Raw genomic sequence first — 22,857 nt, forward strand, 5'->3', positions numbered from 1 at the left:
CGCGTAGCGTTGCCACCGGGAAAAAGGAGGCTCGCCCGAATGGCCGCACCTGTCAGGATGGCCGGATGAGTCCCGTTCCGTCGCCCACCTCCGATCGGCTGAGCGACTACCTCGCCGCGGACGCCGTCGTCGACCACGAGCACCCCGCGATCCGCGCCCTCGCCGACGATCTCCGGGCGGTCGGGAAGGACCCCGTAGCCCGCGCCGAGGCCGCGTTCCGGTTCGTCCGCGACGAAGTCGACCACGTGATCGACGCGCGCGATCCGCGCGTCACCTGGCGGGCGTCGGACGTCCTGCGCGAGCGCGTCGGGATCTGCTACGCGAAAGCGCACCTGCTCGCCGCTTTGCTGCGCGCACAAGGGATTCCGGCCGGTTTCTGCTACCAGGAGCTGTCCGCGCTGCACGGGCTGAATGCCGTGTACCTGCACGGCAAATGGCGGCGTCTCGACGCCCGCGGCAACCGCACGGGCGCCCGCGGGGAGTTTTCGCTCGACACGGAGAAACTGGCCTGGCCGGTGGACTCCACGCGCGGCGAACGCGATCACCCGGAGATCCACCCGGCCCCCGCGCCGGTCGTCGTGGACTTCCTGAAGACCGCCCGGCCCGGGCCGGGCTGGTACGAAAAGGGGCTCCCGGCCACGCTCTGAAGCCGGTTTTCCGCGATTTTCGAAAACCTCCGCAAGCTGGTTAATTATTGCCGAGAGTGACGCCTGTCCGTCATCCTTGTCCCCCGAACTTCTTATTTCGCAGGTCCCGTAGGGCGCGTAAAGTAACTCCCCGCGCTCGAACAGACACTTTACGCATTCGTCCGTTCGGGTGGTTCGAGGGAGGTGAAGCACGTGGTCGCGGACGGCGGATCCCGCCGCCGTACCCCACTGCAGGAGATCTTCTGGACCAGGACGAGCTTGCTCCTCACGGTGCTCGTCGTCGTCGCCGGCCTCAGCCTGTGGCTCGCCGGCCTGATGGACCCCGGCACCGGGAAGAACCTGGTGACGTCGCTGGGCACCGGCACCCTGATCTCCGCGATCGTGGGGTTCGGCACCACGCTGATCACCGCCAGCGCGTCGCAGAAGGCGCTGGTGACCCCGGTGATCGAGGAAAGCAGGCGCGCGCTGGAGGACCTGAGCGCCGAATACCGCGCGCTGAACAAGGAGTTCTTCCCCACCGACGTGTTCGAAGCGACCACCGACCCCGACCCCGGCTTCAACCGGTTGCTGATGGCCGACCTCAACGCGACCCGGCAGTACTTCTTCCGCGGCTTCTCCGGGCGGCACGCGGCCGCCCGCCTGTTGCTTTCCCGCACCGAACGGGAACTCCGGGCCGTCATCGCCGACCCCCGCGACGCCAGCTCGATCAGCGGGCGCGCCCGCTACCTGCTGCGCCGGGAAGCGGGCGACGTCGACTCCGAACAGATCCAGACCCGGCTCGACGAAGAGATCCGGATCGGGCTCGTCGGCCTCTTCCTGGCGCGCAGCCGCTGCGCGCAGGTCGACATCACCGTCGTCGCCGACCCGCCGCTCGACCGCCTCGAGATCTTCGACGACAGTGTGTGGGTGTCGCTCTACAGCGACGTCCGCGGCGCCACGAAGCTGTACCCGCGGTCCCTGCGGTTCACCGAGGGTTCCTTCCTCTACAACATGGAGCGCGCCGAGTTCGTGCGCGTCTCGCAGTCCCGGACCGGCCGCCACTTCCGCATCACGTCCGCGACGACGCGGACGGATTTCCTGGCGCTGTTCGAAAAGATCACCGGATCCCCCCTGTCCGAGGAGCAGTTCCGTGAGCTGGAAGGCAAGTTCCACGCTTTCCGCGCGGAGTTCTCCGAAGTCGCCGAGCTAGGGAGCTGACCTTGCTCACCCGCCTGTCCCCCCTTTCCGAACTGGCCACGCGCCTGCGCGCGGCCGAGTTCCCGCCGGCCGCCGGCTGGCGCGCCGTCGACGAGTGGTTCCGGCCGTGGGCCGCCCAGCCGGGTCTGCGGGACGAGCTGCGTTCGCAACTGCGCGCGCTGTCGTCCGAGCAGGCCGCGAAAGTGCTGCGCTCGTCCCGGGAAACGACCACGCACTTCGCCTGGTGCCTGCTCGATTCGCCGGCCGACCCGTTTTCCTTCTGGCTGCACGAATACAAGGCGCAGGAGGACTGGCGGGAGGGGTACGCGGATTCCGTGCACAACCACAGGTACCACTTCTGCACCACCATTCTCCGTGGTGACTACCAGCACGAGAGATACGAGACGACGGTCGACGCCGGCACCGGGCTGATCACCTCCGCACGGCGGCGGCGAAGCACGTTGTGCCAGGCCGGCGCGTGCATCACCATGCTGGCCGACGAATTCCACCGCATCCCCGAAGCGGCGGACGGCACGATGACGTTCCTGGTGAAATCACGCCCGGTGAGCAGTTTCAGCCTTTCTTTCGACCCCGCCACGGGAATCGGCCATCGTCACGTTCCGGTAGAGGTCCGATTGGGGGAATTGGCCGACCGCATCTAGCTACACACCGCCGTCAGCGGCGCTTACCATTACTCCACCCGTCTGAACACCACGGCCGGGATCGGAGAGGTGTATGCGCACGCAGGAAAGCACGATCGACCACGTCATCGTCGACGCCGTCGCAAACCGGATTCACCGGCTTTGCCGCCGTTATGCCGAACGGCTGCCGTTCCACGGCTGGCACCACGTGAGCTTCGTCCGCGCGAAGGCGGCCGGCTTCGCCCAGCACAACGGAGCCGACCGCGCGGTGGTCGAGGTCGCGGCGCTGGTGCACGACGTCAACTACCTGGTGCTCCGCAATTCGCCCGCGGCGGCGGGCCGGAGCCTCCGGCTGGAGATCCTCGCGGAGTGCGGGGTGCCCGCCGGCGTCGCCCGGTGGATCGACGAAATCGTCGACGAAGCCGAAATGGCCACGCGCGGCCGCGACATTTCGCTGGAGGCGCAGGCGCTGAGCGACGCGGACACGTTGTTCAAGGCGCTGCCGGTGACACCGGTGGTGCTCGCGCACCGGTACCTGCGCGAGAACGGGCTGAGCCTGCGCGAGCTGGCGGACAAGATCGTCGGCGAGCAGTGCGACGTCCACGACGAGGGGTACTACTTCTACAACCCCGAGGCGGCGGCGACGTATTCGCGCTGGGCGATGGCGAACCTCCAGCTGTGGCAGTGCATCAAGGAGGCGGTCGACGACCCGACGGTGGCGGAGTTGCTGGACGCGGTCCACGCCGTCGACGCGCTGGCGTCCTAGCCCTGCCCGTACCCGCGCAGCAGGTCGACGACCTTGGCCACCTCGGGCGGCGGCAGCAGCGCGGGCCGGCCGGCGCCCTGCGCGAGAAGCCAGACCCGGCACGCCCACTCGAGCTGCTGGGCCCGGTGGTAGGCGGCCTCCAGACCGTCGCCGTAGGTGAGGGTGCCGTGGTTGGCCATCAGGCAGCCGCGGCGCCCTTCGAGGGCCGCCAGCACCGCCGCCGCCAGCTCGGGTGTGCCGTAGGTGGCGTAGCGCGCGACGCGCACCGAAGGGCCGACCGTGGCGAGGATGTAGTGGATGGGCGGCACCTCGCGCACGAGCGTGGAGACGGCCGTGGCGTGCGGCGAATGCGTGTGCACGACGGCGGTGACGGGCTCGCCGTCGGGATCGCGCACGTCCCAGTAGACGGACAGGTGCATCGGCAGTTCGCTGGTCGGCTTGAGCGAGCCGTCGACGACCTGGCCGCCGAGGTCCACGACGGCGACGTCCGCCGGGTTCATGCTGGAGTACGGCACGCCGGTCGGGGTGACGGCGACGAGGTCACCGGCCCGGACGGAGACGTTCCCGGAGGTCCCGACGACGAGGCCATCCCCGACCATCCGCCGCGCGTAGGCGCACACGGCCGCCCGTTCGGTCTCGAGGAGCATGCGGGGGTCCGTTCTCGTGGGTGATCAAGCAGCTGTCATGCAGACTGCCAGCCACCCACGAGCCACCGCCATCCCCCGGGCCACCCCGTCCCGGGCAGGGTTCCGGCAAAGTCGGGTCCGCACGGCCGACCAGAGCCGACCCCGAGGTCAAGAACGACCCGTTCACCGCGTCCGACGACCTGAAGAGGTCGTTCACGACGTCCGCAACTGCCGAGGCCCGGAACGCCGCCCCCGGCGCACCGAACCCTGCCCACGGCGGCGCACCGAACCACTGCGACTTCGCCGGGGCCCCACCGCTCAAGCCCCACCGCTCCCTGGGGGCTGACCCCGGTCCAGTCTATCGGCGGCCCCCAACGGAACCGGCGAAAAGCCGCTCGGCAGCCCGGTTGTCCACAACACGCCGCGGCTGTGGATACGCCGACACACGGAAGGCCTCCGCGCCCGAAAGCCCGGCACTCGAAAGCCCGGCACTCGAAAGGCCCGCTCACGAGGGCCCGGGGCAGGGTTCCGGCAAAGTCAGGCGGCGCGGCTCGGGGATGGGTGCATGCGGGACCACCGGCGGCCGGCCGAACACGAGTGGCGCCGGGCCGAACGGGTGTTTCGCCGGGATCCCGGGGTTCGGACTTCATGAACGACCCGTTCATCGCGCCCGGCGACAGGGTTCCGGCAAAGTCGTGTCGCTGCAGGCGGACAGTGGCTGTCGATGGCGATCATGCGGTGCCCACCACCCCGAAGCCCGATTGTGACTACGGCCGGTGGTGCCGCGTCAAGGCGGGAAAGCGTGCCTTGACCCGGCACCACCGGCCGTGTTCTGGCTTCGGATCGGGGCGGCGAGGGAGGTCTGGATGGGGTGCAGATCCGGCCGTCAGCCTGCCGTTCGGGCCGGTGAAACACCAGCAAAAAAGCGCTTCGACTTTGCCGAACCCCCACCCGTCCCGGGGGAGGCGCCCCTAGTCCAGTCTATCGCCCTTGAGCTGCAAAAACGGCCGCCGGCGAAATCTGTGGACAACCGGACCCGATGTGGATAACTACGCCTTCGCGGGAGCGGGAGCGGGAGCAGGAGCCGCCTTCGGCGCAGGCGCAGGCGCAGGAGCCGGCTTGCGGTCCCCGTTCTCCGCGGCCGCGGGCTCCGGAGCCAGCAACCGCATGGCTTCCTGCACCGCGACATCCGTCGCCGCGATCCGCTCGGCGACCTTCGACCGCAGGTCCAGCGCCAGCTTCCGGTTCCGGTCGGCGTCGGCCTGCTGGGACCGGGCCGAGGCCAGCGCCGCCTCGGTCTCGTGCTTCTTGCGCGCGATCTCCTCGTCGAACGCCTTCTTCTTGCCGGCGTACTCGTCGTCGAAGGCCTTCTTCTTCGCGGCCAGCTCCTCCGCGGCCTTCCGGTCCGCTTCCTCCCGCAACGAAGCCGCCGCCGCTTCGGCCGCCGCGTCCGCTTCCTTGCGGGCTCGCTCGGCCGCCGCCGCCAGTTCGACGCGCTTCGCGCCCGCCGCCGCGTTCAGCTTCTCGATCTCGCCCTTCGCCTCCGACATCAGGCGCGCGCGCTCTTCCTCCGCGTCCTTCGCCAGCTTGTCGGCCGTACGGCGGGTCTCGTGCGCGTACTTGTCCGCCTGGTCGCGGGTCGAGGCCGCGTCCGCTTCGGCGGCCGCACGCAGGTCGGCGATCTCCTCCTCGGCCAGCTGCATCATCATCCGGACGCGCTCGGCCATGGCGCCGGCGCCGGACGGGCTCGAGCTCATCCGCGCGAGCGCGGCCTTCGTCTCGGCGAGCTCCTTCTGCGCGTACGCGAGGGCCTTGGAGAGGTCCGCCGACGTCGCGACGGCTTCGTCGCGGCTGCGGGACGTCTCGCGCAGGTCCTTGTCGAGCGCGGCGAGGCGTTCGTCGACCTGGCGCTGGTTGTAGCCGCGGACACCCACGGCGAACTGGGCTGTCTTCGGGGCGGACTGGGGCTTCTCAGGCGCGACCATCGCGCCACCTTAATGAGCCGGGGCCCGTTCGCACGTACCGCCAAACGGATGCATCACGGATATTGGAACCCCCGGTGACGCATGGCATCCTGACCGGTGTTGACCAGCGGTCAAAGCGAGGAGGCCACTGTGGACATACTCGCTGACATCGCCGCGCACTGGCACGTCTACGCCACCATGCCGCTCATCGCCGCGCTCATCGGCTACCTCACCAAGCGCGTCGCCATCGAGATGATGTTCCGGCCGCTGGAGTTCAACGGCATCAAGCCGTTCTTCGGCTGGCAGGGCGTCATCCCGGCGAACGCGCGGCGGATGGCCACCACCGCCGTCGATCTGCTGACCCGCAACCTCGTCGACCCGCAGGAGATCTTCAGCCGCCTCGATCCGGAAGAAATGGTCAAAGAGCTCGAAGCTCCCCTGCTCAAGGCCGTCGAAGACGTCACGCGCGAAGTAATGGAGACCTACCAGCCCAGGCTCTGGGAGATGCTGCCGGCACGCGCGCAACGGCTGCTCGTCGACCAGGTCCGCGCGCAGGCGCCGCAGGTCGTCAAGCGGCTGCTGCGGGAGGTCTCGACCAACATCGACGACGTCCTCGACGTCAACGACATGCTCATCGGCGCGATGGTCCGCGACAAGTCGCTGACCTGCCGGCTGATCCGCGAGGTCGCCGCGCCCGAGTTCAAGTTCATCGCGCGCTCGGGGATCTGGTTCGGGTTCGTGATCGGCCTCGTCCAGTTCGCCGCCTGGGCGCTGACGAAAGAACCGCTGATCATGCCGGTCTTCGGTTTCGTCACGGGCTTCGTCACAGACTGGCTGGCGCTCAAGATGATCTTCTACCCGCGCGAGCCGCGCGGGTTCGGCTTCTTCCGCTGGCAGGGCATGTTCCAGAAGCGCCGCCAGGAGGTCGCCGCCGACTACGGCGCGCTGATCGCCGACGAGGTCCTCACCGTGCGGAACGTCCTGGAAGCCGTGCTCACCGGCCCGCGCGCGGACAAGCTGTTCGCGCTCATCACCCGCGAGGTCCAGCGCACGATCGACGCGCAGGTCAGCCTGGCCAAGCCGGTCGTCGCCCTGACCATCGGCGGCCGGCAGTACCAGGAGATGAAACGCGCGGCCGCCGCCAAAGCGATCGAATACCTCCCCGAAACGGTGAAGCACGTCGAGAGCTACGCCACCGGCGCGCTCGACGTCCGCAACACGATCGTCGAGAAGATGCAGCAGCTGACCCCGCTGGAGTTCGAAGGCATCCTGCGGCCGGCCTTCAAGCAGGACGAATGGAAGCTGATCGCGGTCGGGGCGGTCATCGGTGGCCTGGTGGGTGAACTCCAGGTGCTGCTCCTGCTGCATTGACGCCGGGCAGATAGCGTGCGCGCGTGGACTTCGGCACGCACTGGCAGGTGTACGTCACCATGCCGTTCATCGCGGCGCTGATCGGCTACGTCACCAAGCGCGTCGCCATCGAGATGATGTTCCGGCCCCTGGAGTTCGTCGGCGTCAGGCCCTTCGGCTGGCAGGGCGTGCTGCCGGCGAACGCCGAGCGCATGGCGGCGACGGCCACCGAGATGCTGACGACCAACCTCGTCGACCCCAAGGAGATCTTCGCGCGGCTCGACCCGGCGCAGGTCGCGAAGGAGATCGAGCAGCCGCTGCTGCGGGTCGTCGAAGACGTCACGCGCGAGGTGATGGAGACCTACCAGCCGCGGCTGTGGGAGGTGCTGCCGAACGGCGCGCAGCAGCTGCTGCTCAAGCGCGTCCAGGCCGAGGCGCCGAAGGCGATCACGAAGATCATGCGGGAGATCGCCGACAACATCGAGGACGTCCTCGACCTCAAGCACATGGTCGTGACCAACCTCGTCCGCGACAAAGCGCTGCTCAACCGGCTGATCCGGGACATCTCCCGGCCCGAAATGCGGTTCATCGCCCGCTCGGGCATCTGGTTCGGGTTCATCCTCGGCTGCGTCCAGCTGGTGGTGTGGGCGCTGACGAAGTCGCCGATCGTGCTCCCGCTGTTCGGCCTCGGCATCGGCTGGCTCACCGACTGGCTGGCCCTCAAGATGATCTTCCTGCCGCGCGAGCCCCGCCGCTTCTTCGGGCTCTACACCTGGCAGGGCATCTTCCAGAAGCGCCGCGACCAGGTCGCCGCCGACTACGGCGACATGATCGCGCGCGAGATCATCACCATCCCGAACCTGCTCGAGGCTGTGCTGCGCGGGCCGAAGTCCGACAAGCTCTTCGCGATGATCACCCGCGAGGTGCAGAAGACGATCGACGCGCAGGCCAGCGTCGTCAAGCCGTTCGTCGCCATCGCCGTCGGGACGAAGAAGTTCCAGGAGATGAAGCAGACTGCGGCGGCGAAGGCGGCGGAGCGCGTCCCGGAGACGATCCGGTACGCCGAGAACTACGCGATCAACGCCCTCGACGTGCGGAACACGATCGTCGACCGGATGAAGAAGCTGAGCGCGCTGGAGTTCGAGCAGCTGCTGCGGCCGGCGTTCCGGCAGGACGAGTGGAAGCTGATCGCGGTCGGCGCGGTGATCGGCGGGCTCGTCGGCGAGTTGCAGGTGCTCGCCCTGCTGGGGTAGCCGGTACGGTTTCGCTCTCGGGACCGCGAGGGAGGTCGGGATGGACGCTGTCCTGCACGACCTCGCCCTGCACTGGCCGCTGTACACGGCGATGCCGTTCATCGCGGCGCTGATCGGGTACGTCACCAAGCGCGTCGCCATCGAGATGATGTTCCGGCCGCTGGACTTCATCGGGATCCCGCCGCTGCTGGGCTGGCAGGGCGTCGTCCCGAAGCACGGCGGGCGGATGGCCGCGGTGGCGACCGAGCTGCTGACGGCGAACCTGCTGGACCTGCGCGAGGTCTTCGGCCGGATCGACCCGGTGATCATCACCAGCGAGCTGGAGCAGCCCCTGCTGCGCGCGGTCGACCACATCGCGCGCGAGGTGCTCGCCGAGCACCACCCGCGGCTGTGGGAGGTCATGCCGACGCTGGCGCAGGAAATGCTGATCAAGCAGGTCCAGGCGGCGGCGCCGAAGCTGGTCCGGGAGTTCCTCGACGACGTCCGCGAGAACCTCGACGAGGTCCTCGACGTCAAGCACATGACGGTCCAGCGGCTGACCCGCGACCGCGCGCTGCTGGTCCGGCTGATCCGCGAGACGTCCCGCCCGGAGATGGCGTTCATCGCGCGGATGGGCATCTACTTCGGCTTCGGCCTCGGGCTCGTCCAGACCCTGGTGTGGGCGTTCACCCGCGAGCCCCTGGTCCTGCCGATCTTCGGCGGCGCGATCGGGCTGTTCACGGACTGGCTCGCGATCAAGCTGATCTTCGTCCCGCGCGAGCCGGTCCGGGTGGGCCGGGTGATCTTCCAGGGCAAGTTCCAGCGGCGCCGCGCGGAGGTGGCCCGGCAGTACGGCGAGCTGATCGCGAACGAGGTGCTGACGGTCCAGAACCTGCTGGACGCCGTCCTGCGCGGCCCCCGCGCCGACCGCCTGGCGGCGCTGGTCGAGCACGCCGTGTCCGAAGCGGTCGACAAGCAGGTGCCCTTCTCCCGGACGATGGGCGGCACGCGGCTGAAGGAGATGAAGCACGCGGCGGCCCGGAAGGCGCTGGAGCAGCTGCCGGACACGGCCCGGTACGCCGAGGGGTACCTGACCGAGGCGATGGACGTGGCGAAGGTGATCGAGCAGCGGATGCTGGCGTTGACACCGCTGGAGTTCGAGGGGTTGCTGCGCCCGGCGTTCCGGCAGGACGAGTGGAAGCTGGTCGCCGTGGGCGGCGTGATCGGGTTCTTGGTGGGTGAGCTGCAGGTCCTGCTGATGCTGGGTTAGGCCGCCGCGACCAGGGCCGGCTCCACCGCGCGCACCCGGGTCCGGCGGTCGCGCTGCCAGGCGATCACCCGGCAGACCACGTAGATCAAGAACGAAATCGCCGTCACGAACGCGCTCACCGGGAGCCCCGGCGCCAGCGACAGCACGATCCCGCCGATCGCCGAGACCTCCGCGAAGACCACGGACAGCACCGTTGCCTTCCACGGGGACGCCGTCACGCGCGCCGCGGCCGCCGCCGGCGTCACCATCAACGCCACCACCAGCAGCGACCCGACGACCTTCACGCTCAACGCCGTCGACACACCCACCAGCAGCGCGAACACGACCGTCAGCGTCTTCACCGGCACCCCGCGCGCCACGGCCACGTTCCGGTCCACCGAAGCGAACAGCAACGGCCGGTACACCAGCGCCAGCACCGCCAGCACCACCACCGACGACACCACGAACAACGTCAGGTTCGTCGAGTCGATCGTGATGATCTGCCCGGTCAGGATGCCGAACTTGTTCCCGGACCGTCCTTTGTAGAACGACAGGAACAGCACGCCCATGCCGAGGCCGAACGACAGGATCACGCCGATCACCGAATCGCGGTCCGCGTCGCGCGCGCCGAGGATCCCCAGCAGCAGCGCCGCCACCACCGCGCCGATCAGCGCCCCGTACTCGACGCCGATCCCCAGCAGCAACGCCGCCGCGCCGCCGGTGAACGCCAGCTCGGACGTCCCGTGCACCGCGAACGACATCCGCCGCATCACGATCAGCGGGCCCAGTACCCCCGCCACCAGGCCGAGGATCGCCGCCGCGAGCAACGCCGTCTGCACGCCGTCCAGCTCGGTGATCAGCTCCCAGGTCTTGCCGAAGTCGAACAGATCCAAGACTCAGCCCACTTGCTCTTCGACGTCGTGCTCGTGGTGGTGCGGCTCGTCCTCGCACAACGCGCTCTGCGCGCCCGCGATGTGGATCTGCCCGCCCACCTTCAGCACCTCGACGCGGGTTCCGTACAGCTCGGACAGGGTCTCGGTGGTCATGACCTCGTCCGGCTTGCCGATCCGGAACTGGCCGTTGACCAGGTACAGCACCCGGTCGACGAACGGCAGCACCGGGTTGATCTCGTGCGTCACGAACAGCACCGCGGTGCCCGAGGCACGCCTGCGCCCGTCGATCAGCTCGCTGATCGCGCGCTGGTGCGCCAGGTCCAGTGACAGCAGCGGCTCGTCGCAGAGCAGCACCTCGGGGTCACCGACCAGGGCCTGGGCCACCCGCAGCCGCTGCTGCTCGCCGCCGGACAAGCGCCCGACCGGCTGCTTCGCGTACCGCGTCGCGCCCACCGCGTCGATCGCCGCGGCGACCTGGCGCCGCCGGGCCGCCATGCCGAACAGGCCGGGGCCCCAGCGGTGGCCGTCGAGGCCCAGGCCGACCAGGTCGACGCCGCGCAGGGTCAGCGACTCGTCGATCGCGCGCTGCTGCGGGATGTAGCCGACCTTGCGGTTCGCGCCGCCCGGGCGGCCGCCGGCGATCTCGACCGAACCCGCCGACAGGCCCTGCATGCCGAGCAGCGCCTTGAGCAGGCTGCTCTTGCCGGAGCCGTTCGGGCCGAGCACGGCGAGGAACTCCCCCGGCTCGACGACGAGGTCCAGCCCCGACCAGAGGGTCCGGGGGCCGAACGCGAGCCCCGCCCCGCGGACCCGGACCGCGGGACGTACGTCGTCTGAAACGGGAGCCATGGCTACTTCAACGCTCCTGCCAGCGCGTCTACTTCCCCGGTCATCCAGCCAATGTAGTCGGTCACACCCGGCGGCAGCGTCTCGGTCACGTCGACGACGCCGATCCCGGCGGCCTTCGCCTGCCCGACGACGTCCCGGGTCAGCGGGGTCACCGTCTGCGCGTTGTTGATCAGCGCCTTGACCTGCTTGGTGGCGATGAGCTGCTGGTACTCGTTCACGGCGGCGGCCGGGACGTCGGTGTCGTTCTCCACGGCGTCGGAGAACGCCTTCGGCGTCGCGTCCGTCAGCTTCGCGCTCCGGAGCAGGTAGTGCGCGACCGGCTCGGTGACGACGACCTTCGTGCCCGGGTGGGTGGTGCCCAGCTCGCCGAGGCGCTTCTCCAGCGCGTCGACCTTCGCCTTGAACGCCGTCGCGTTGTCGGCGAACGCCTGCTTCGACGCCGGCTGCAGCTCCCCGAGCTGGGCCGCGACCTGGTCGGCGACCTTGTCGACGCCCGGCAGGTCGTACCAGACGTGCTCGTTCTCGTCGCCGGTCGCGGCGATGTCGTAGGCGACGAGCTTCTTGGCGTCCCCGGCCTGCGCGGTCAGCTTGTCGAAGAACTCGTCGTAGCCGCCGCCGTTGGACAGCAGCAGCTTCGCGTCCTTCGCCGCCAAGGCGTCGTCAGCCGTCGTCTCGTAGGAGTGCGGGTCGGCCGACGGGTCGTGGATGATCGCCTTGACCTCCACCTTGTCCCCGCCGACGGCGCTGACGACGCTGCCCCAGACGTCCGTCGAGGCGACGACCTTGATCTTGCCGTCGCCGCCGGACTGCGCTCCGCCGTCGGAGGTCCCACCGGAGCATGCGGCCAGAGCGAGCACGGACAGGGCCGAAGCGGCGGCGAGCACGCTCCTGGTGCGGCGGGAACTCATCGAGAACTCTCCTGCAAGACGCTAATGGAAACCGTTGTCAGATTCACCTTACCCCATCCGGATGACTTCCTGGCCATCCGAGCGGGATTTGGTGTATGCGAGTTCATGCATGCGGATCGAGACATCGACCACCCGGGGTGTCTCTTCAAGAAAGTGATCTGAACCGTTACGGTTTGCTGATGGGACGTCCTATTCGCACCCGGAGGCAGGCGACACTGGCGTCGCTCGCGGCAGAGCTCGGTGTGTCCAGGACCACGGTGTCCAACGCCTACAACCGGCCGGACCAGCTGTCCCCGGAACTGCGCCGCCGGGTCCTCGAGACCGCGCGGCGCCTCGGCTACCCCGGCCCCGACCCGGTCGCCCGCTCCCTGCGCACGCGCAAGGCGGGCGCGGTCGGGCTGCTGCTCACCGAGAACCTCTCCTACGCCTTCCGCGACCCCGCCGCCGTCGGGGTGCTCGAAGGACTGGCCCTGGCCTGCGAAGACGCCGGCGTCGGCCTGCACCTGGTGCCCGCCAGCCCCGGCCGGGAGGACGTCGCCGCGGTGCACCGCGCGGGTGTCGACGGCTTCGTCGTCTACTCCGTCCCGGACGACGACCCGCACCTGGCCGCCGTGCTGGAGCGGCCGGTGCCGACGGTGATCATCGACCAGCCGAGCCTCGAAGGCATCGACCGCGTCGGCCCGGACGACGCGGCGGCCGTCGGCAAGATCGCCGAGCACCTCGTGACGCTGGGCCACCGGCAGGTCGGCGTCATCTGCATGCGCCTGGCCCGTGAGCGCAACGACGACTTCGTCTCCCCGGCCCGCCAGAGCGGCGCGCACTTCCACGTCCAGCGCACCCGGCTGGAGGCGCTCGCCGTGGCGTTCTCGGCGGCCGGCGTCGACTGGGCGGGCGTCCCGGTGGTCGAGCGCTTCGACCACACGGTGGACGACGGCGCGTCCGCCGCGCGGCAGCTGCTGGACGCGTACCCGCAGATCACGGCCGTGATCTGCACCTCGGACATCCTCGCGCTCGGCGCGATGGCCGAGGCCGAGCGGCGGGGCCTGCGGGTGCCGCAGGACCTGACCGTCACCGGGTTCGACGGCATCGCCGAAGCTGAGCGGATCGGCCTCACCACGGTCCACCAGCCGGTGCTCGAGAAGGGCAAGACGGCGGGACGGCTGCTGCTCGGCTCGGCCGAGCGCAGCGCGCCGAAGGTGATCACGCTGCCGACCGAGCTGCGCGTCGGCCGCACGTCGGCACCCCCCAGGACGGTCGAGGAGCCCTGGTTCGGGGGCTGACCCCGTGACATAGCTCGTAGTGCATTGCCCATCGGGGTACCCACCCGGTCAAATGGAGTGGCACGCCCGCGCCGCGGGGCCACTGGCCGGAAGGTGACCGATGACCTCGATCGACGTACTGCTCAAGCGCAACCAGGAACTCGGCGAGGTGACGCCCGGCGACCGGTCGTCCCCGAAGCCGTCGCTCCAGGTGGCCATCCTGACCTGCATGGACGCCCGCATCCGGGTGTTCGAGCTGTTCGGCCTCCTGCAGGGCGAGTCGCACGTCCTCCGCAACGCGGGCGGCGTGGTGACCGACGACATGATCCGCTCGCTGGCACTTTCCCAGCGCAAGCTGGGCACGCGCGAGGTGCTGATCGTCCAGCACACGGAGTGCGGCCTGTCGATGGTCACCGAGGACGACTTCAAGGACGAGCTGGAGAGCGACACCGGCCTGCGGCCGACGTGGTCGGTCGAGGCGTTCCGGAACGTGGAGAACAGCGTCCGGACGTCGGTGGAACGGGTTCGGCGCAGTGCTTACCTGCCGCACACGGAGAACGTCCGCGGGTTCGTCTACGACGTGAAGACCGGACGGCTCACCGAGGTCGAGTAGGCCTTGCGAGTCCTCTTCGCGGCGCTCGCGTCGGCCGGTCACACGTACCCGCTGGTCCCGCTCGCGGTCGCGGCGCGGGACGCCGGGCACGAGGTGCGCTTCGCCGCGGGCGAGCACGTCCACGCGCCGCTGGGCCGGCTCGGGCTGAACCCGTTCCGGCCCGCGGACTCGTTCTACGAGATCTACGCCGAGGACCTCGAACCGGATCTGAAGCGGCTGCGGCCGGACCTGGTCGTGCACGGGTGGGGCGTCCCGGAGGTGGCCGTCGCCGCGGAGCGCGCCGGGATCCCGGCGTTGTGGCACGGCTTCGGCCGGCTGTTCCCCGAGGGGATCGGGCTCGAACGCCCGGCCGGCGGGACGCACCTCGACATCTGCCCGCCGTCCCTGCAGGACGCGGGCTTCCTGGCGACCGCCGACCGGATCGCCCTGCGCCCGGTGGCCTTCGCCGAGCCGGGCGACTTCGAGCGGCCCCTGATCTACCTGACGCTCGGCACGGCGTTCGGTACCTCGGAGGTGCTCGAGACGGCGATCGAGGGGCTGGCCACGCTCGGCACGCCCATCGTGGTGGCCACGGGCGGGGTGCCCCTCGGCCCACTGCCCGAACACGTGACCGCGCAGGCGTGGGTACCGCAGGCGGCGGCGATCGCGCGGGCGGACCTGGTCGTGCACCACGGCGGCAGCGGCACCACGCTGGGCGCGTTGGCCGCGGGCGTCCCGCAGCTGGTCCTGCCGCAGGGGGCTGACCAGTTCGCCAACGCCGAGGCCCTTGTCGCCGTGGGTGCCGGGGTGCGGCTCCTGCCCGGAGAACTGACCGCGGACGCCGTCGCCGAGCAGGCGCGGAAGGCGTACTCGTGTCGCGAGGCGGCCCAGGCAGTCGCCGCGGAGATCGCGGAACTGCCGTCGCCGGACGAGGTCGCCCGCGAGCTGCCGAAGTACGCGAAGTAGCCTCCCGGCGTGTCCGTAGACGCCGAAACCCTGCTCGACTGGTTCACCACGCACGGCCGGGACCTGCCCTGGCGCGAGCCGGACTGCTCGGCGTGGGGCGTGCTCGTCAGCGAGATCATGCTGCAGCAGACCCCCGTCGCCCGCGTGCAGCCGATCTGGCACGAATGGATGGCCCGCTGGCCGGTGCCGTCGGCGTTGGCCGCGTCGAGCCAGGGTGAGGTCGTGCGGGCCTGGGGCAAGCTCGGCTACCCGCGGCGGGCGCTGCGGCTGCACGAAGCCGCCGGCGTCATCGCGCGCGACCACGGCGACGTCGTTCCGTCCGATGTGGACACCCTGCTCGCGCTGCCCGGGATCGGCGCCTACACCGCGCGGGCCGTCGCCGCGTTCGCCTACGGGCTGCGCGCGCCCGTCGTCGACACCAACGTGCGGCGGGTCGTCGCGCGGGCCGTGCACGGCGCCGGGGACGCCGGTCCCGCGTCGAACACCCGGGACATGAACGACGTCGAGGCGCTGCTGCCCGCCGAAGACGCGCCCGCGGCGAAGTTCTCGGCCGCGATCATGGAACTCGGCGCCCTGATCTGCACCGCGCGCTCGCCGCGGTGCGCGGACTGCCCGATCTACGACGAATGCGCGTGGCAGCTCGCCGGGAAGCCGGAGTACGCCGGCCCGGCCAAGCCGGTGCAGAAGTTCGCCGGCACCGACCGGCAGGTCCGCGGCCTGCTGCTGGACGTCCTGCGCGGCAGCGAAGGCCCCGTCGAAAAAGCGCGCCTCGACCTCGTGTGGCACGACGGCGGCCAGCGCGACCGCTGCCTGGACTCCCTGCTCGTCGACGGCCTGCTGGAGCAGACCAGCGGCGGCCTCTTCGCTCTCCCGGGCGAACACTGACGCGTTACAACCAAAGTTGGTCAATAGTTGTCATCGGCGCGATGCGGAGTTACCTTTCTCCGCATGGTCACTGTTGACCGCCGGACCCTGTTCAAAGCGGGGATGACCGCGACCGCGGCCGGCGCACTGGGGATGACGACCACGGGTACGGCCGCCGCGGCCGTGCCGACACCGACGATCCACGGCTGCTCCGAGTGGGGCGCGCGGCCCGCCAGCGGGCCGATCGTGGTGGAGAACCACAAGCCGACCTACATCGTCGTGCACCACGCCGTCGATCCGCCGATGAACAACGACTTCTCGCTGGCGCGCGCGTTCTACGCCTCGCGGTACATCCAGAACCTGCACATGGACAAGAACGGCTGGATCGACAGCGGCCAGCAGTTCACGAACAGCCGCGGCGGGTTCGTCACCGAAGGCAGGCACCGCAGCCTCGAAATCCTGCGCGGCGGCACGCAGCACGTCCAGGGCGCGAACGTCGGCGGCCACAACAGCGAGGTCATCGGTATCGAGAACGAGGGCCTCTACAGCACGGTCGACGTGCCGCAGGCGCTCTGGGACTCGCTCGTCGGCCTGGTCGCCTACATCGCCCACCAGTACGGCATTTCGCCCGAATTCATCAAGGGCCACCGCGACTTCAACTCCACCGAGTGCCCCGGCCAGGTGCTCTACAACCGGCTGCCGGAGCTGCGGACGGCGGTCGGCCGCGTGCTCGGCGTCTCCGTGGCGCGCGCCGAGGCCGAGTGGCCGCTGCTGAAACCCGGGGACACCGGCAAGCAGGTCCAGCTGGCGCAGCGGTTCCTGCGCGCTTACGGGTACGACGTGCCGGCCGACGGCGTGTTCGGTAAGTCCACAAAGGACGCCGTGGCCGCGTTGTCCGTTCAGGCCGGGTTGCCGCGCCACACGTGCACCGCGACCAAGGTGACCGACGAGACCGGTTTCCTCGGCGCGGACGTCTGGCCGCTGATCGTGCCCTCGGACCGCTCCACGGCGGCTTGGCGGGCCGATCTCGCTAGCGCTTGAGGACCTGGCTCAAGAAGGCCTCGACGGCGCCCCGGTAGGTCTCCGGGGCCTCGTCGTGGGGCAGGTGCGCCGAACCCGGGACGATCAGGTGTTTCGCGCCCGGCACCCGTTCGGCGACGAGGGCTTGCTGGCCCGGCGGCATCGCCGTGTGCTCGCCCTCGACGAGCAGCAGCGGGCAGCGGATCGCGTCGACGACGTCCCAGTAGTCCCGCCTGCCCCATTCCGCGGCGATGACGTACAGGTCTTCGAGGTCGGCGACCAGGTGAAACCCGTCCTCGCGCTCCTCGACGCAGTCCGCGAAGTACTCGCCCGCGTCGCCGAAGAACTCGCGGACGTGGTCCAGTGACGCGAAGGGCACCGGCCAGCTCTCGAAGTACCCGCGCCACGTCTCGACGGTCCGGCCGCGCTGGTCCGGCGCGAAGTCCTCGGAGACGACCGCGCGCACCAGCTCCGGGTACTTCGCGGCGGTTGCCCACGCGTGCAGGCCGCCCATCGAGTGCCCGATGAGCACGGCCGGCCCGGCTTCCAGGGTCCGCAGCGCGTCGGCGACGTCGTCGGTGAACCGCTCGGTCGTCCAGGGGCCGACGCGCGGCGCGCTGCCGTGGCCGCGCGCGTCGAGGCCGTAGACCGCGCCGTAGGGCCGGAGCCACTCCGCGACTCGCGACCACGTGCGTGCGCGGCCCATCAGTCCGTGGAGCAGGACGATCGGCACACCGGTGCCGCCGAAACAGAGCACGCGGTCACCATAATGGCTGGTGCGGAACGTGACCGGGTGATCGCTTTCCATCACCTATGGTGGTGGGTATGCGCCGCCGACTCGCTGCCCTCGCCGTCTGCGCCGCGGTGGTTCTCGCCGCGGCGTGCAGCGGTGACGCCGTCACGGCGCCGCCCCCACCGCCGCCCCTGCACCCCACCCCGGGCGCGGCCGGTGCCGGTGATCCGTATTACCCGGACGACGGCAACGGCGGCTACGACGCCCTCGGCTACCAGGTGGGCGTGACGTACGACCCGCCGAGCGGCCACCTCGACGGCGACACGACGGTCACCGCGAAGGCCACCCAGGACCTCAGCCGGTTCGACCTCGACCTGCGCGGGCTGGACGTCCACAGCGTCGAAGTCGACGGGCAGCCGGCGCACTTCAGCCGCGAGAAGGCGTTCGAGCTGGTGATCACGCCGGCGGCGCCGATCCGCGCCGGGACGACGTTCCGCACGCGGGTGCACTACGGCGGCGACCCGGCGAAGACCCCGCACGACGGCGGCAGCGAGAACGGCTGGCAGCACTCGGCCGACGGCGGCGCGTACATGGTCGGCGAGCCGCACTCGGCGGCGTTCTGGTACCCGGTCGACGAAACCCCGCGCGACAAGGCGACGTTCACGCTGACCGCGCGCGTCCCGCCCGGCTGGACGGTCATCTCGAACGGCCGCGAAGGCCCGCCGGGGACGTGGACCGAGCCGAACCCGGTGGCGAGCTACCTGACGACGATCGCGATCGGCAAGTTCAGTGTCGACAGGTCGACATTGCCGGACGGCACCCCGGTCGTGAACGCGTATTCGCCGGGAGCGGAGGCCCGCCGCGCGATCGGCGACCGCCTGCCGGAGGTGCTCGGGTTCCTGAAGAGCAAGTTCGGGCCGTACCCGCAGTCGGCGGCGGGCGGGATCTTCCTGAACGAGGACGTCCGCTTCTCACTGGAGACGCAGACGCGGCCGACGTACGCGAAGTGGGCCGACCTGCCGACGCTGGTCCACGAGAACGCGCACGAGTGGTTCGGCGATTCGGTGTCGCTGCGCGAGTGGTCGGACATCTGCCTGAACGAGTGCTTCGCGTCGTACGCGCAGTGGCTGTGGGCCGAGCGCGAGGGCCAGAGCCTCGACGACCGCTACCGCGCGGCGATCGAGATCACCAGGGGCAGCACGGACTTCTGGGCGCAGAAGCTGGTCGGCATGGGCCAGGGCCACGAGTTCGAGGGCGTGTACAACAAGGGGATCTTGGCGCTGCACGCGCTGCGAAGGCAGATCGGCGACCCGTCGTTCGACCGCCTCCTGCACGACTGGCCGGCGCGGTATCGCCACGGGAACGCTTCTTGGGCGGATTTCGAGAAGCTGGCTTCGTCGGTGAGCGGGCAGAACTTGAGGGCGTTCTTCGACGAGTGGTTCAGGGGGACGAAGCTCCCCGCGGACGCCGACCTGTTCCCGGGTTCACTGCGCAGCTGAGCCCAGCAACGACCGCGTCAAGGCGCTCCTCGCGTCCTGCATCTCCCGCAGCGCCGTCGTCAGCTCCTCGTCGCCCACCACGACCTCCTCGTCCGGGCGGGTGGCCAGTGACCGCAGTGCCGCCCGGCGCAGCAGTTCCTTCGCGAACGACGCCGTCACCCCCTCCGTCGCCGCCACCACCGGGCCGAGGTCCGCCGTCAGCTTCAGCCCGCGCGCGTAGAGGCGCAGCAGCGCTTCCCGGCCCGCCGCGTCCGGCAGCGGGATCTCGACGGCCAAGTCGACCCGGCCCGGGCGGTCGGCCAGAGCCCGCTCCAGCGCGCCCGCGCGGTTGGTCGTCAGCAGGAATGTCACGTCCGCGTCGCCGCCCACTCCGTCCATCGCGTCGAGCAGCGTGAACAGCAGCGGGTGCGCGTCCGGGCCGAAGCTGCGGTCCTGCGCGATCAGGTCGACGTCCTCCACCACGACCACGCTCGGCTGCAGCCGCCGTGCCAGGGCCGCCGCCTTCGCCACGAACCGCATCGCCGTGCCGGTCAGGATGACCACCGTGGTGCCCGGCAGCCGGCTCATCAGGTACCGGACGGTGTGCGTCTTGCCGGTGCCGGGCGGACCGTGCAGCAGCAGGCCGCGCTTGAGGTGCTGCCCGGCCGCCAGCAGCCGCTCGCCGTGTTCGGCGATGCCGACCGTGTGCCGCTCGATCGCGTCGAGCACGCCCTCGGGGAGCACCACCTCCTCGCCGGTCAGCGTGGGCCGCGGCAGGAACGTCAGCAGGTCGTTGCCGCGGTTTTCGCTCGCCCCGAAGGCCAGCACCTGCCCGCGCAGGACGTCGTGGCGGGCCATCAGGCGCTCGACTCGGTCGCGCACCTCGGTCGCGATCGCCCGCGACGTCGCGAGCACTTCGAGCCGGGCCTCCAGTTGCCCCCACTGCGGGTTCGCGCCGCGGATCGCGAGCAGCACCGGCTCGCCGCCGGGCGCGCGCGTGCCGACGAGCCCGAGCTGCACCGCCTCCGTCGCGTCTTCGGGGCCGATCGCGGTCGTCGTGTAGTCGACCGAGCCGAGTTCGAACGTCCCCTGCTTGCGCGCGATCACGAGCATCCCGATCAGGTCCTCGTGCGTGCGCTGGCCGCCCGCGATGCCGAACCAGGCGACTTCCGTGCCGTGCTCGGCGAGGTACGCGTCGACCCCGCACTGGATGTTCGCGTGCTCCCACATCGGCCAGTTGCGGGTCACGACCACCACCCCCGGCAGCGGCCCCACGTGCCCGGTCACGCGGTCGATCAGCTCGTTGCCCGGACTCCCGGAGACGGAGTCCGCGGTCGCCCGGATGATGCGCTGCAAGTCGGCCGCGAGGTCCTGCTCGGTGCTCCCCATGTGATTCACAGTGGCACGGATCACAGGCCGCGGCCAACTAGGCTGTAACCCATGAGTGTCGTGAAGATCAACGCGATCGAGGTTCCCGAAGGCGCCGGCCCCGAGCTGGAGAAGCGGTTCGCGGCGCGGCTGCACTCCGTCGACCAGCAGCCCGGCTTCCTCGGGTTCGAGCTGCTGCGCCCGGTCTCCGGCGAGACGCGCTACTTCGTCTACACGAAGTGGGAGACGGAGGAGGCCTACCAGGCGTGGGCCAAGGGCGGGCCGGCCGCGGCGGCGCATTCGGGCGAGCGCGCCAAGCCCGTGTCCACCGGCGCCAACCTGCTGGAGTTCGAGGTCGTCCTCGGTTCGCAGCCGGGTGAGTGACGCCCTCGAGCGGGCCGCGGAGCTCCTGGACGGCGCCGGCGCGCTGCTCGTCTGCGCCGGCGCCGGGATGGGCGTCGACTCCGGGCTGCCGGACTTCCGCGGCGGCGAAGGGTTCTGGCGCGCGTACCCGCCGTACGCCCGGCTCGGGCTGCGGTTCGAGGAGCTGGCCGACCCGCGCCACTTCGCCGACGACCCCGAGCTGGCCTGGGGTTTCTACGGGCACCGGCTCGACCTGTACCGCAAGACCGTGCCGCACGACGGATTCCGGCTGCTGCTCGGTTCCGCGCCGTCCGTGCGCGTCTTCACGTCCAATGTGGACGGACAGTTCCAGAAGGCCGGTTTCGAGCACGTCGCCGAGGCGCACGGCTCGATCCACCACCTCCAGTGCCTTTCCCGCTGCACGGAAGACATCTGGCCGGCCTCCGGAACGACCGTCGTCATCGACGAAGAGACCATGCGGGCCGTGCCGCCGCTGCCGTCGTGCCCCCGGTGCGGCGGGCTCGCGCGGCCCAACATCCTCATGTTCGGTGACTACGACTGGGTTCCCGACCGCAGCCAGGTCCAGCTCGACGAGCTGACGGCGTGGCGGCGCACCGCGCGTGACCTCGTGGTGGTGGAACTCGGCGCGGGCCAGGCGGTCCCGACGGTCCGCCGCTACAGCGAACTGGCGAGCGCCGCGACGGGCGCGCTGATCCGGATCAACCCGCGTGAGCCGGAGATCCGCCACGGGCGCGGCGTGTCCATCGCCGCCGGGGCGCTCGACACGCTGACCGCACTCCTCGCTTAAGGCAGCCGGACTTCGGCGAACACCGCCCGGTGGTCGCTGCCCGCCACGTCGAACACGCGGTAGTCCTGGACCGCCGCCCGGTTGTCGACGACGACGTGGTCGATCGTCACCACCGGCGACGACGACGGCCACGTCGGCGTCAGCCCCGAGCCGCGCTCTTCCGCCGCGTCGTTGTAGCCGCGGGACAGCACCGTGCGGAACGCCGCGTGATCGAGTGTCGCGTTGAAGTCGCCCGCCAGGATGCGCAGGCCGTGCTCGCCCGCCGCGCGGGACAGGTCCTTGATCTCGCGCTCCCACTGCGGCGTGTCGACGTCCGGGGAGATCGGGTGGACGGCGACGATCTCCGCCACCACGCCGTCGCCGAGGTCGGCCTGCGCGCCCGGCTGCTTGGCCGCCGAATCACCCGTCAGGTTGACCTCCTTCAGCGGGAAGCGCGACACGATCCCCGAGCCGAACGCGCCGGGCGCCGGGTGCAGCACCCGGTACGGCAGCAGCTGGAACAACCCGGCTGCGGTCAGCCCGTCGACCACCCGCGGTGTCATTTCCACCAGGTTCAGCACGTCGATCCGCTGCTCGCGCACCAGGTCGACGACGGCTTTCGGGTCGGCCTGGCCGTAGAGCAGGTTCGAGGCGAGCACGCGCAGTGTCTTGCCGTGCACTTCGCGCTGGTCGCTCGCCGACAGCCGGGGCAGGACGAGCACGGCCAGCGCGACCGCCAGCACCAGCGCGACGCCGCCGATCCACCAGCGGCGCAAGGCCAGCGCCAGCCCGCCGAGCACCAGGCCCGCGACCGCGGCGAACGGCGTCAGCGCCAGCGCGGCCAGGGTGTACCAGCCGCCGTCGTAGCCGATCAGGCGCAGCGCGGCCAGTCCGGCCAGCGGCACCAGCGGCACCACCAACAGGGCCGTGACCAGCGGGTTCTTCCGCCGGACGCGCGTCTCTTCCGCAACCGTCATGGTGCCGAGTATGCCGAGGTGATCGCCGCGGGGCGCGGGCGCCGACAACTCCTCCACAAGATCTCCACCAGCGGCTGCCAGCCGCTGCCAGCGCGCTGTGCGCGTGCTGCCAGCGGCCCCCTCCACTCTGTCCTCAGAACGCGACAGCG

The 22,857-nt window shown here is 70.5% G+C and carries 23 protein-coding genes; 15 read left to right on the forward strand and 8 right to left on the reverse strand.

Annotation, left to right across the window (positions count from 1 at the left end; translation table 11 throughout):
* The first annotated feature begins 65 nt into the window (after positions 1–65).
* The 4 genes from ACWEVP_RS25570 to ACWEVP_RS25585 all read left to right on the forward strand — a co-directional run bounded on the left by ACWEVP_RS25570 (position 66) and on the right by ACWEVP_RS25585 (position 3,230).
* Positions 66–647, forward strand: coding sequence for a transglutaminase-like domain-containing protein (locus ACWEVP_RS25570; RefSeq protein ID WP_452065088.1), 582 nt, complete (start codon positions 66–68; stop codon positions 645–647).
* A gap of 183 nt (positions 648–830) precedes the next feature.
* On the forward strand, positions 831–1,844 hold the full coding sequence (locus ACWEVP_RS25575) for a hypothetical protein (RefSeq protein ID WP_452065089.1): 1,014 nt from the start codon (positions 831–833) through the stop codon (positions 1,842–1,844).
* A gap of 2 nt (positions 1,845–1,846) precedes the next feature.
* Positions 1,847–2,485: a hypothetical protein gene (locus tag ACWEVP_RS25580; protein WP_452065090.1), complete on the forward strand. Its 639-nt coding sequence runs from the start codon at positions 1,847–1,849 to the stop codon at positions 2,483–2,485.
* A 73-nt stretch (positions 2,486–2,558) separates the two neighbouring features.
* The gene (locus tag ACWEVP_RS25585; protein ID WP_452065091.1) at positions 2,559–3,230 is read left to right on the forward strand and encodes an HD family phosphohydrolase; all 672 of its coding nucleotides are present in this window, start codon (positions 2,559–2,561) and stop codon (positions 3,228–3,230) included.
* Here the strand turns inward: ACWEVP_RS25585 and ACWEVP_RS25590 are convergent.
* Entirely contained in the window at positions 3,227–3,877 is a 651-nt protein-coding gene (locus ACWEVP_RS25590) for a class II aldolase/adducin family protein (RefSeq protein WP_452065092.1), read from the reverse strand. The two genes, ACWEVP_RS25585 and ACWEVP_RS25590, sit on opposite strands and share 4 nt — an antisense overlap.
* Positions 3,878–4,905: 1,028 nt before the next feature.
* On the reverse strand, positions 4,906–5,841 hold the full coding sequence (locus tag ACWEVP_RS25595) for a hypothetical protein (RefSeq protein ID WP_452065093.1): 936 nt from the start codon (positions 5,839–5,841) through the stop codon (positions 4,906–4,908).
* 177 nt (positions 5,842–6,018) lie between these two features.
* Between ACWEVP_RS25595 and ACWEVP_RS25600 the strand changes: the two genes are divergently transcribed.
* The 3 genes from ACWEVP_RS25600 to ACWEVP_RS25610 are packed head-to-tail and all read left to right on the forward strand — an operon-like array spanning position 6,019 to position 9,672.
* A complete protein-coding gene (locus ACWEVP_RS25600; protein ID WP_452065265.1) occupies positions 6,019–7,191 on the forward strand; it encodes a DUF445 family protein in 1,173 nt (390 codons plus the stop codon).
* A 59-nt stretch (positions 7,192–7,250) separates the two neighbouring features.
* A complete protein-coding gene (locus ACWEVP_RS25605) occupies positions 7,251–8,423 on the forward strand; it encodes a DUF445 domain-containing protein (RefSeq protein WP_452065266.1) in 1,173 nt (390 codons plus the stop codon).
* 40 nt (positions 8,424–8,463) lie between these two features.
* The gene (locus ACWEVP_RS25610; protein ID WP_452065094.1) at positions 8,464–9,672 is read left to right on the forward strand and encodes a DUF445 domain-containing protein; all 1,209 of its coding nucleotides are present in this window, start codon (positions 8,464–8,466) and stop codon (positions 9,670–9,672) included.
* On the opposite strand, the gene ACWEVP_RS25615 is transcribed toward ACWEVP_RS25610, so the two are convergent.
* From ACWEVP_RS25615 to ACWEVP_RS25625, 3 genes are read right to left on the reverse strand one after another with little or no spacing between them, the layout of a single operon-like run.
* Positions 9,669–10,544 carry a metal ABC transporter permease gene (locus ACWEVP_RS25615; protein WP_452065095.1) on the reverse strand — a complete coding sequence of 292 codons (876 nt, stop codon included), beginning with the start codon at positions 10,542–10,544 and terminating at the stop codon, positions 9,669–9,671. The two genes, ACWEVP_RS25610 and ACWEVP_RS25615, sit on opposite strands and share 4 nt — an antisense overlap.
* Positions 10,545–10,547: 3 nt before the next feature.
* Complete coding sequence (locus tag ACWEVP_RS25620) at positions 10,548–11,393, reverse strand: metal ABC transporter ATP-binding protein (protein WP_452065096.1); 846 nt, start codon at positions 11,391–11,393, stop codon at positions 10,548–10,550.
* A gap of 2 nt (positions 11,394–11,395) precedes the next feature.
* A complete protein-coding gene (locus ACWEVP_RS25625) occupies positions 11,396–12,301 on the reverse strand; it encodes a metal ABC transporter solute-binding protein, Zn/Mn family (protein WP_452065097.1) in 906 nt (301 codons plus the stop codon).
* 179 nt (positions 12,302–12,480) lie between these two features.
* Between ACWEVP_RS25625 and ACWEVP_RS25630 the strand changes: the two genes are divergently transcribed.
* The 5 genes from ACWEVP_RS25630 (at position 12,481) to ACWEVP_RS25650 (ending at position 17,023) form a co-directional block, all read left to right on the forward strand.
* On the forward strand, positions 12,481–13,581 hold the full coding sequence (locus ACWEVP_RS25630; protein ID WP_364465137.1) for a LacI family DNA-binding transcriptional regulator: 1,101 nt from the start codon (positions 12,481–12,483) through the stop codon (positions 13,579–13,581).
* Positions 13,582–13,681: 100 nt separating this feature from the next.
* Positions 13,682–14,173, forward strand: coding sequence for a beta-class carbonic anhydrase (locus tag ACWEVP_RS25635; protein WP_452065098.1), 492 nt, complete (start codon positions 13,682–13,684; stop codon positions 14,171–14,173).
* A 3-nt stretch (positions 14,174–14,176) separates the two neighbouring features.
* Positions 14,177–15,118: a glycosyltransferase gene (locus ACWEVP_RS25640; protein WP_452065099.1), complete on the forward strand. Its 942-nt coding sequence runs from the start codon at positions 14,177–14,179 to the stop codon at positions 15,116–15,118.
* Positions 15,119–15,127: 9 nt separating this feature from the next.
* Positions 15,128–16,003: an A/G-specific adenine glycosylase gene (locus tag ACWEVP_RS25645; RefSeq protein ID WP_452065100.1), complete on the forward strand. Its 876-nt coding sequence runs from the start codon at positions 15,128–15,130 to the stop codon at positions 16,001–16,003.
* Between the two features lie 63 nt (positions 16,004–16,066).
* On the forward strand, positions 16,067–17,023 hold the full coding sequence (locus tag ACWEVP_RS25650) for a peptidoglycan recognition protein family protein (RefSeq protein WP_452065101.1): 957 nt from the start codon (positions 16,067–16,069) through the stop codon (positions 17,021–17,023).
* Here ACWEVP_RS25650 and ACWEVP_RS25655 read toward each other — a convergent pair.
* A complete protein-coding gene (locus tag ACWEVP_RS25655) occupies positions 17,013–17,759 on the reverse strand; it encodes an alpha/beta fold hydrolase (RefSeq protein WP_452065102.1) in 747 nt (248 codons plus the stop codon). The genes ACWEVP_RS25650 and ACWEVP_RS25655 overlap by 11 nt on opposite strands.
* A gap of 68 nt (positions 17,760–17,827) precedes the next feature.
* On the opposite strand from ACWEVP_RS25655, the gene ACWEVP_RS25660 reads away from it, so the two are divergent.
* Positions 17,828–19,234: a M1 family metallopeptidase gene (locus ACWEVP_RS25660; protein WP_452065103.1), complete on the forward strand. Its 1,407-nt coding sequence runs from the start codon at positions 17,828–17,830 to the stop codon at positions 19,232–19,234.
* Here ACWEVP_RS25660 and ACWEVP_RS25665 read toward each other — a convergent pair.
* Entirely contained in the window at positions 19,220–20,602 is a 1,383-nt protein-coding gene (locus ACWEVP_RS25665) for an AAA family ATPase (RefSeq protein ID WP_452065104.1), read from the reverse strand. The two genes, ACWEVP_RS25660 and ACWEVP_RS25665, sit on opposite strands and share 15 nt — an antisense overlap.
* A gap of 51 nt (positions 20,603–20,653) precedes the next feature.
* Here ACWEVP_RS25665 and ACWEVP_RS25670 point away from each other — a divergent pair, with 51 nt between their 5' ends.
* Together ACWEVP_RS25670 and ACWEVP_RS25675 are read left to right on the forward strand one after the other, a co-directional pair.
* Positions 20,654–20,965, forward strand: a complete 312-nt coding sequence (locus ACWEVP_RS25670; protein ID WP_436384644.1) for an antibiotic biosynthesis monooxygenase — start codon at positions 20,654–20,656, stop codon at positions 20,963–20,965.
* Positions 20,958–21,752 (forward strand): SIR2 family NAD-dependent protein deacylase, encoded by a 795-nt coding sequence (locus ACWEVP_RS25675; RefSeq protein WP_452065105.1) that lies wholly within the window; start codon positions 20,958–20,960, stop codon positions 21,750–21,752. The genes ACWEVP_RS25670 and ACWEVP_RS25675 overlap by 8 nt, the downstream gene beginning before the upstream one ends.
* Here the strand turns inward: ACWEVP_RS25675 and ACWEVP_RS25680 are convergent.
* Positions 21,749–22,765 carry an endonuclease/exonuclease/phosphatase family protein gene (locus tag ACWEVP_RS25680; protein ID WP_452065106.1) on the reverse strand — a complete coding sequence of 339 codons (1,017 nt, stop codon included), beginning with the start codon at positions 22,763–22,765 and terminating at the stop codon, positions 21,749–21,751. The genes ACWEVP_RS25675 and ACWEVP_RS25680 overlap by 4 nt on opposite strands.
* Positions 22,766–22,857: the final 92 nt, after the last annotated feature.

The organism is Amycolatopsis sp. NPDC003865 (assembly GCF_053605345.1).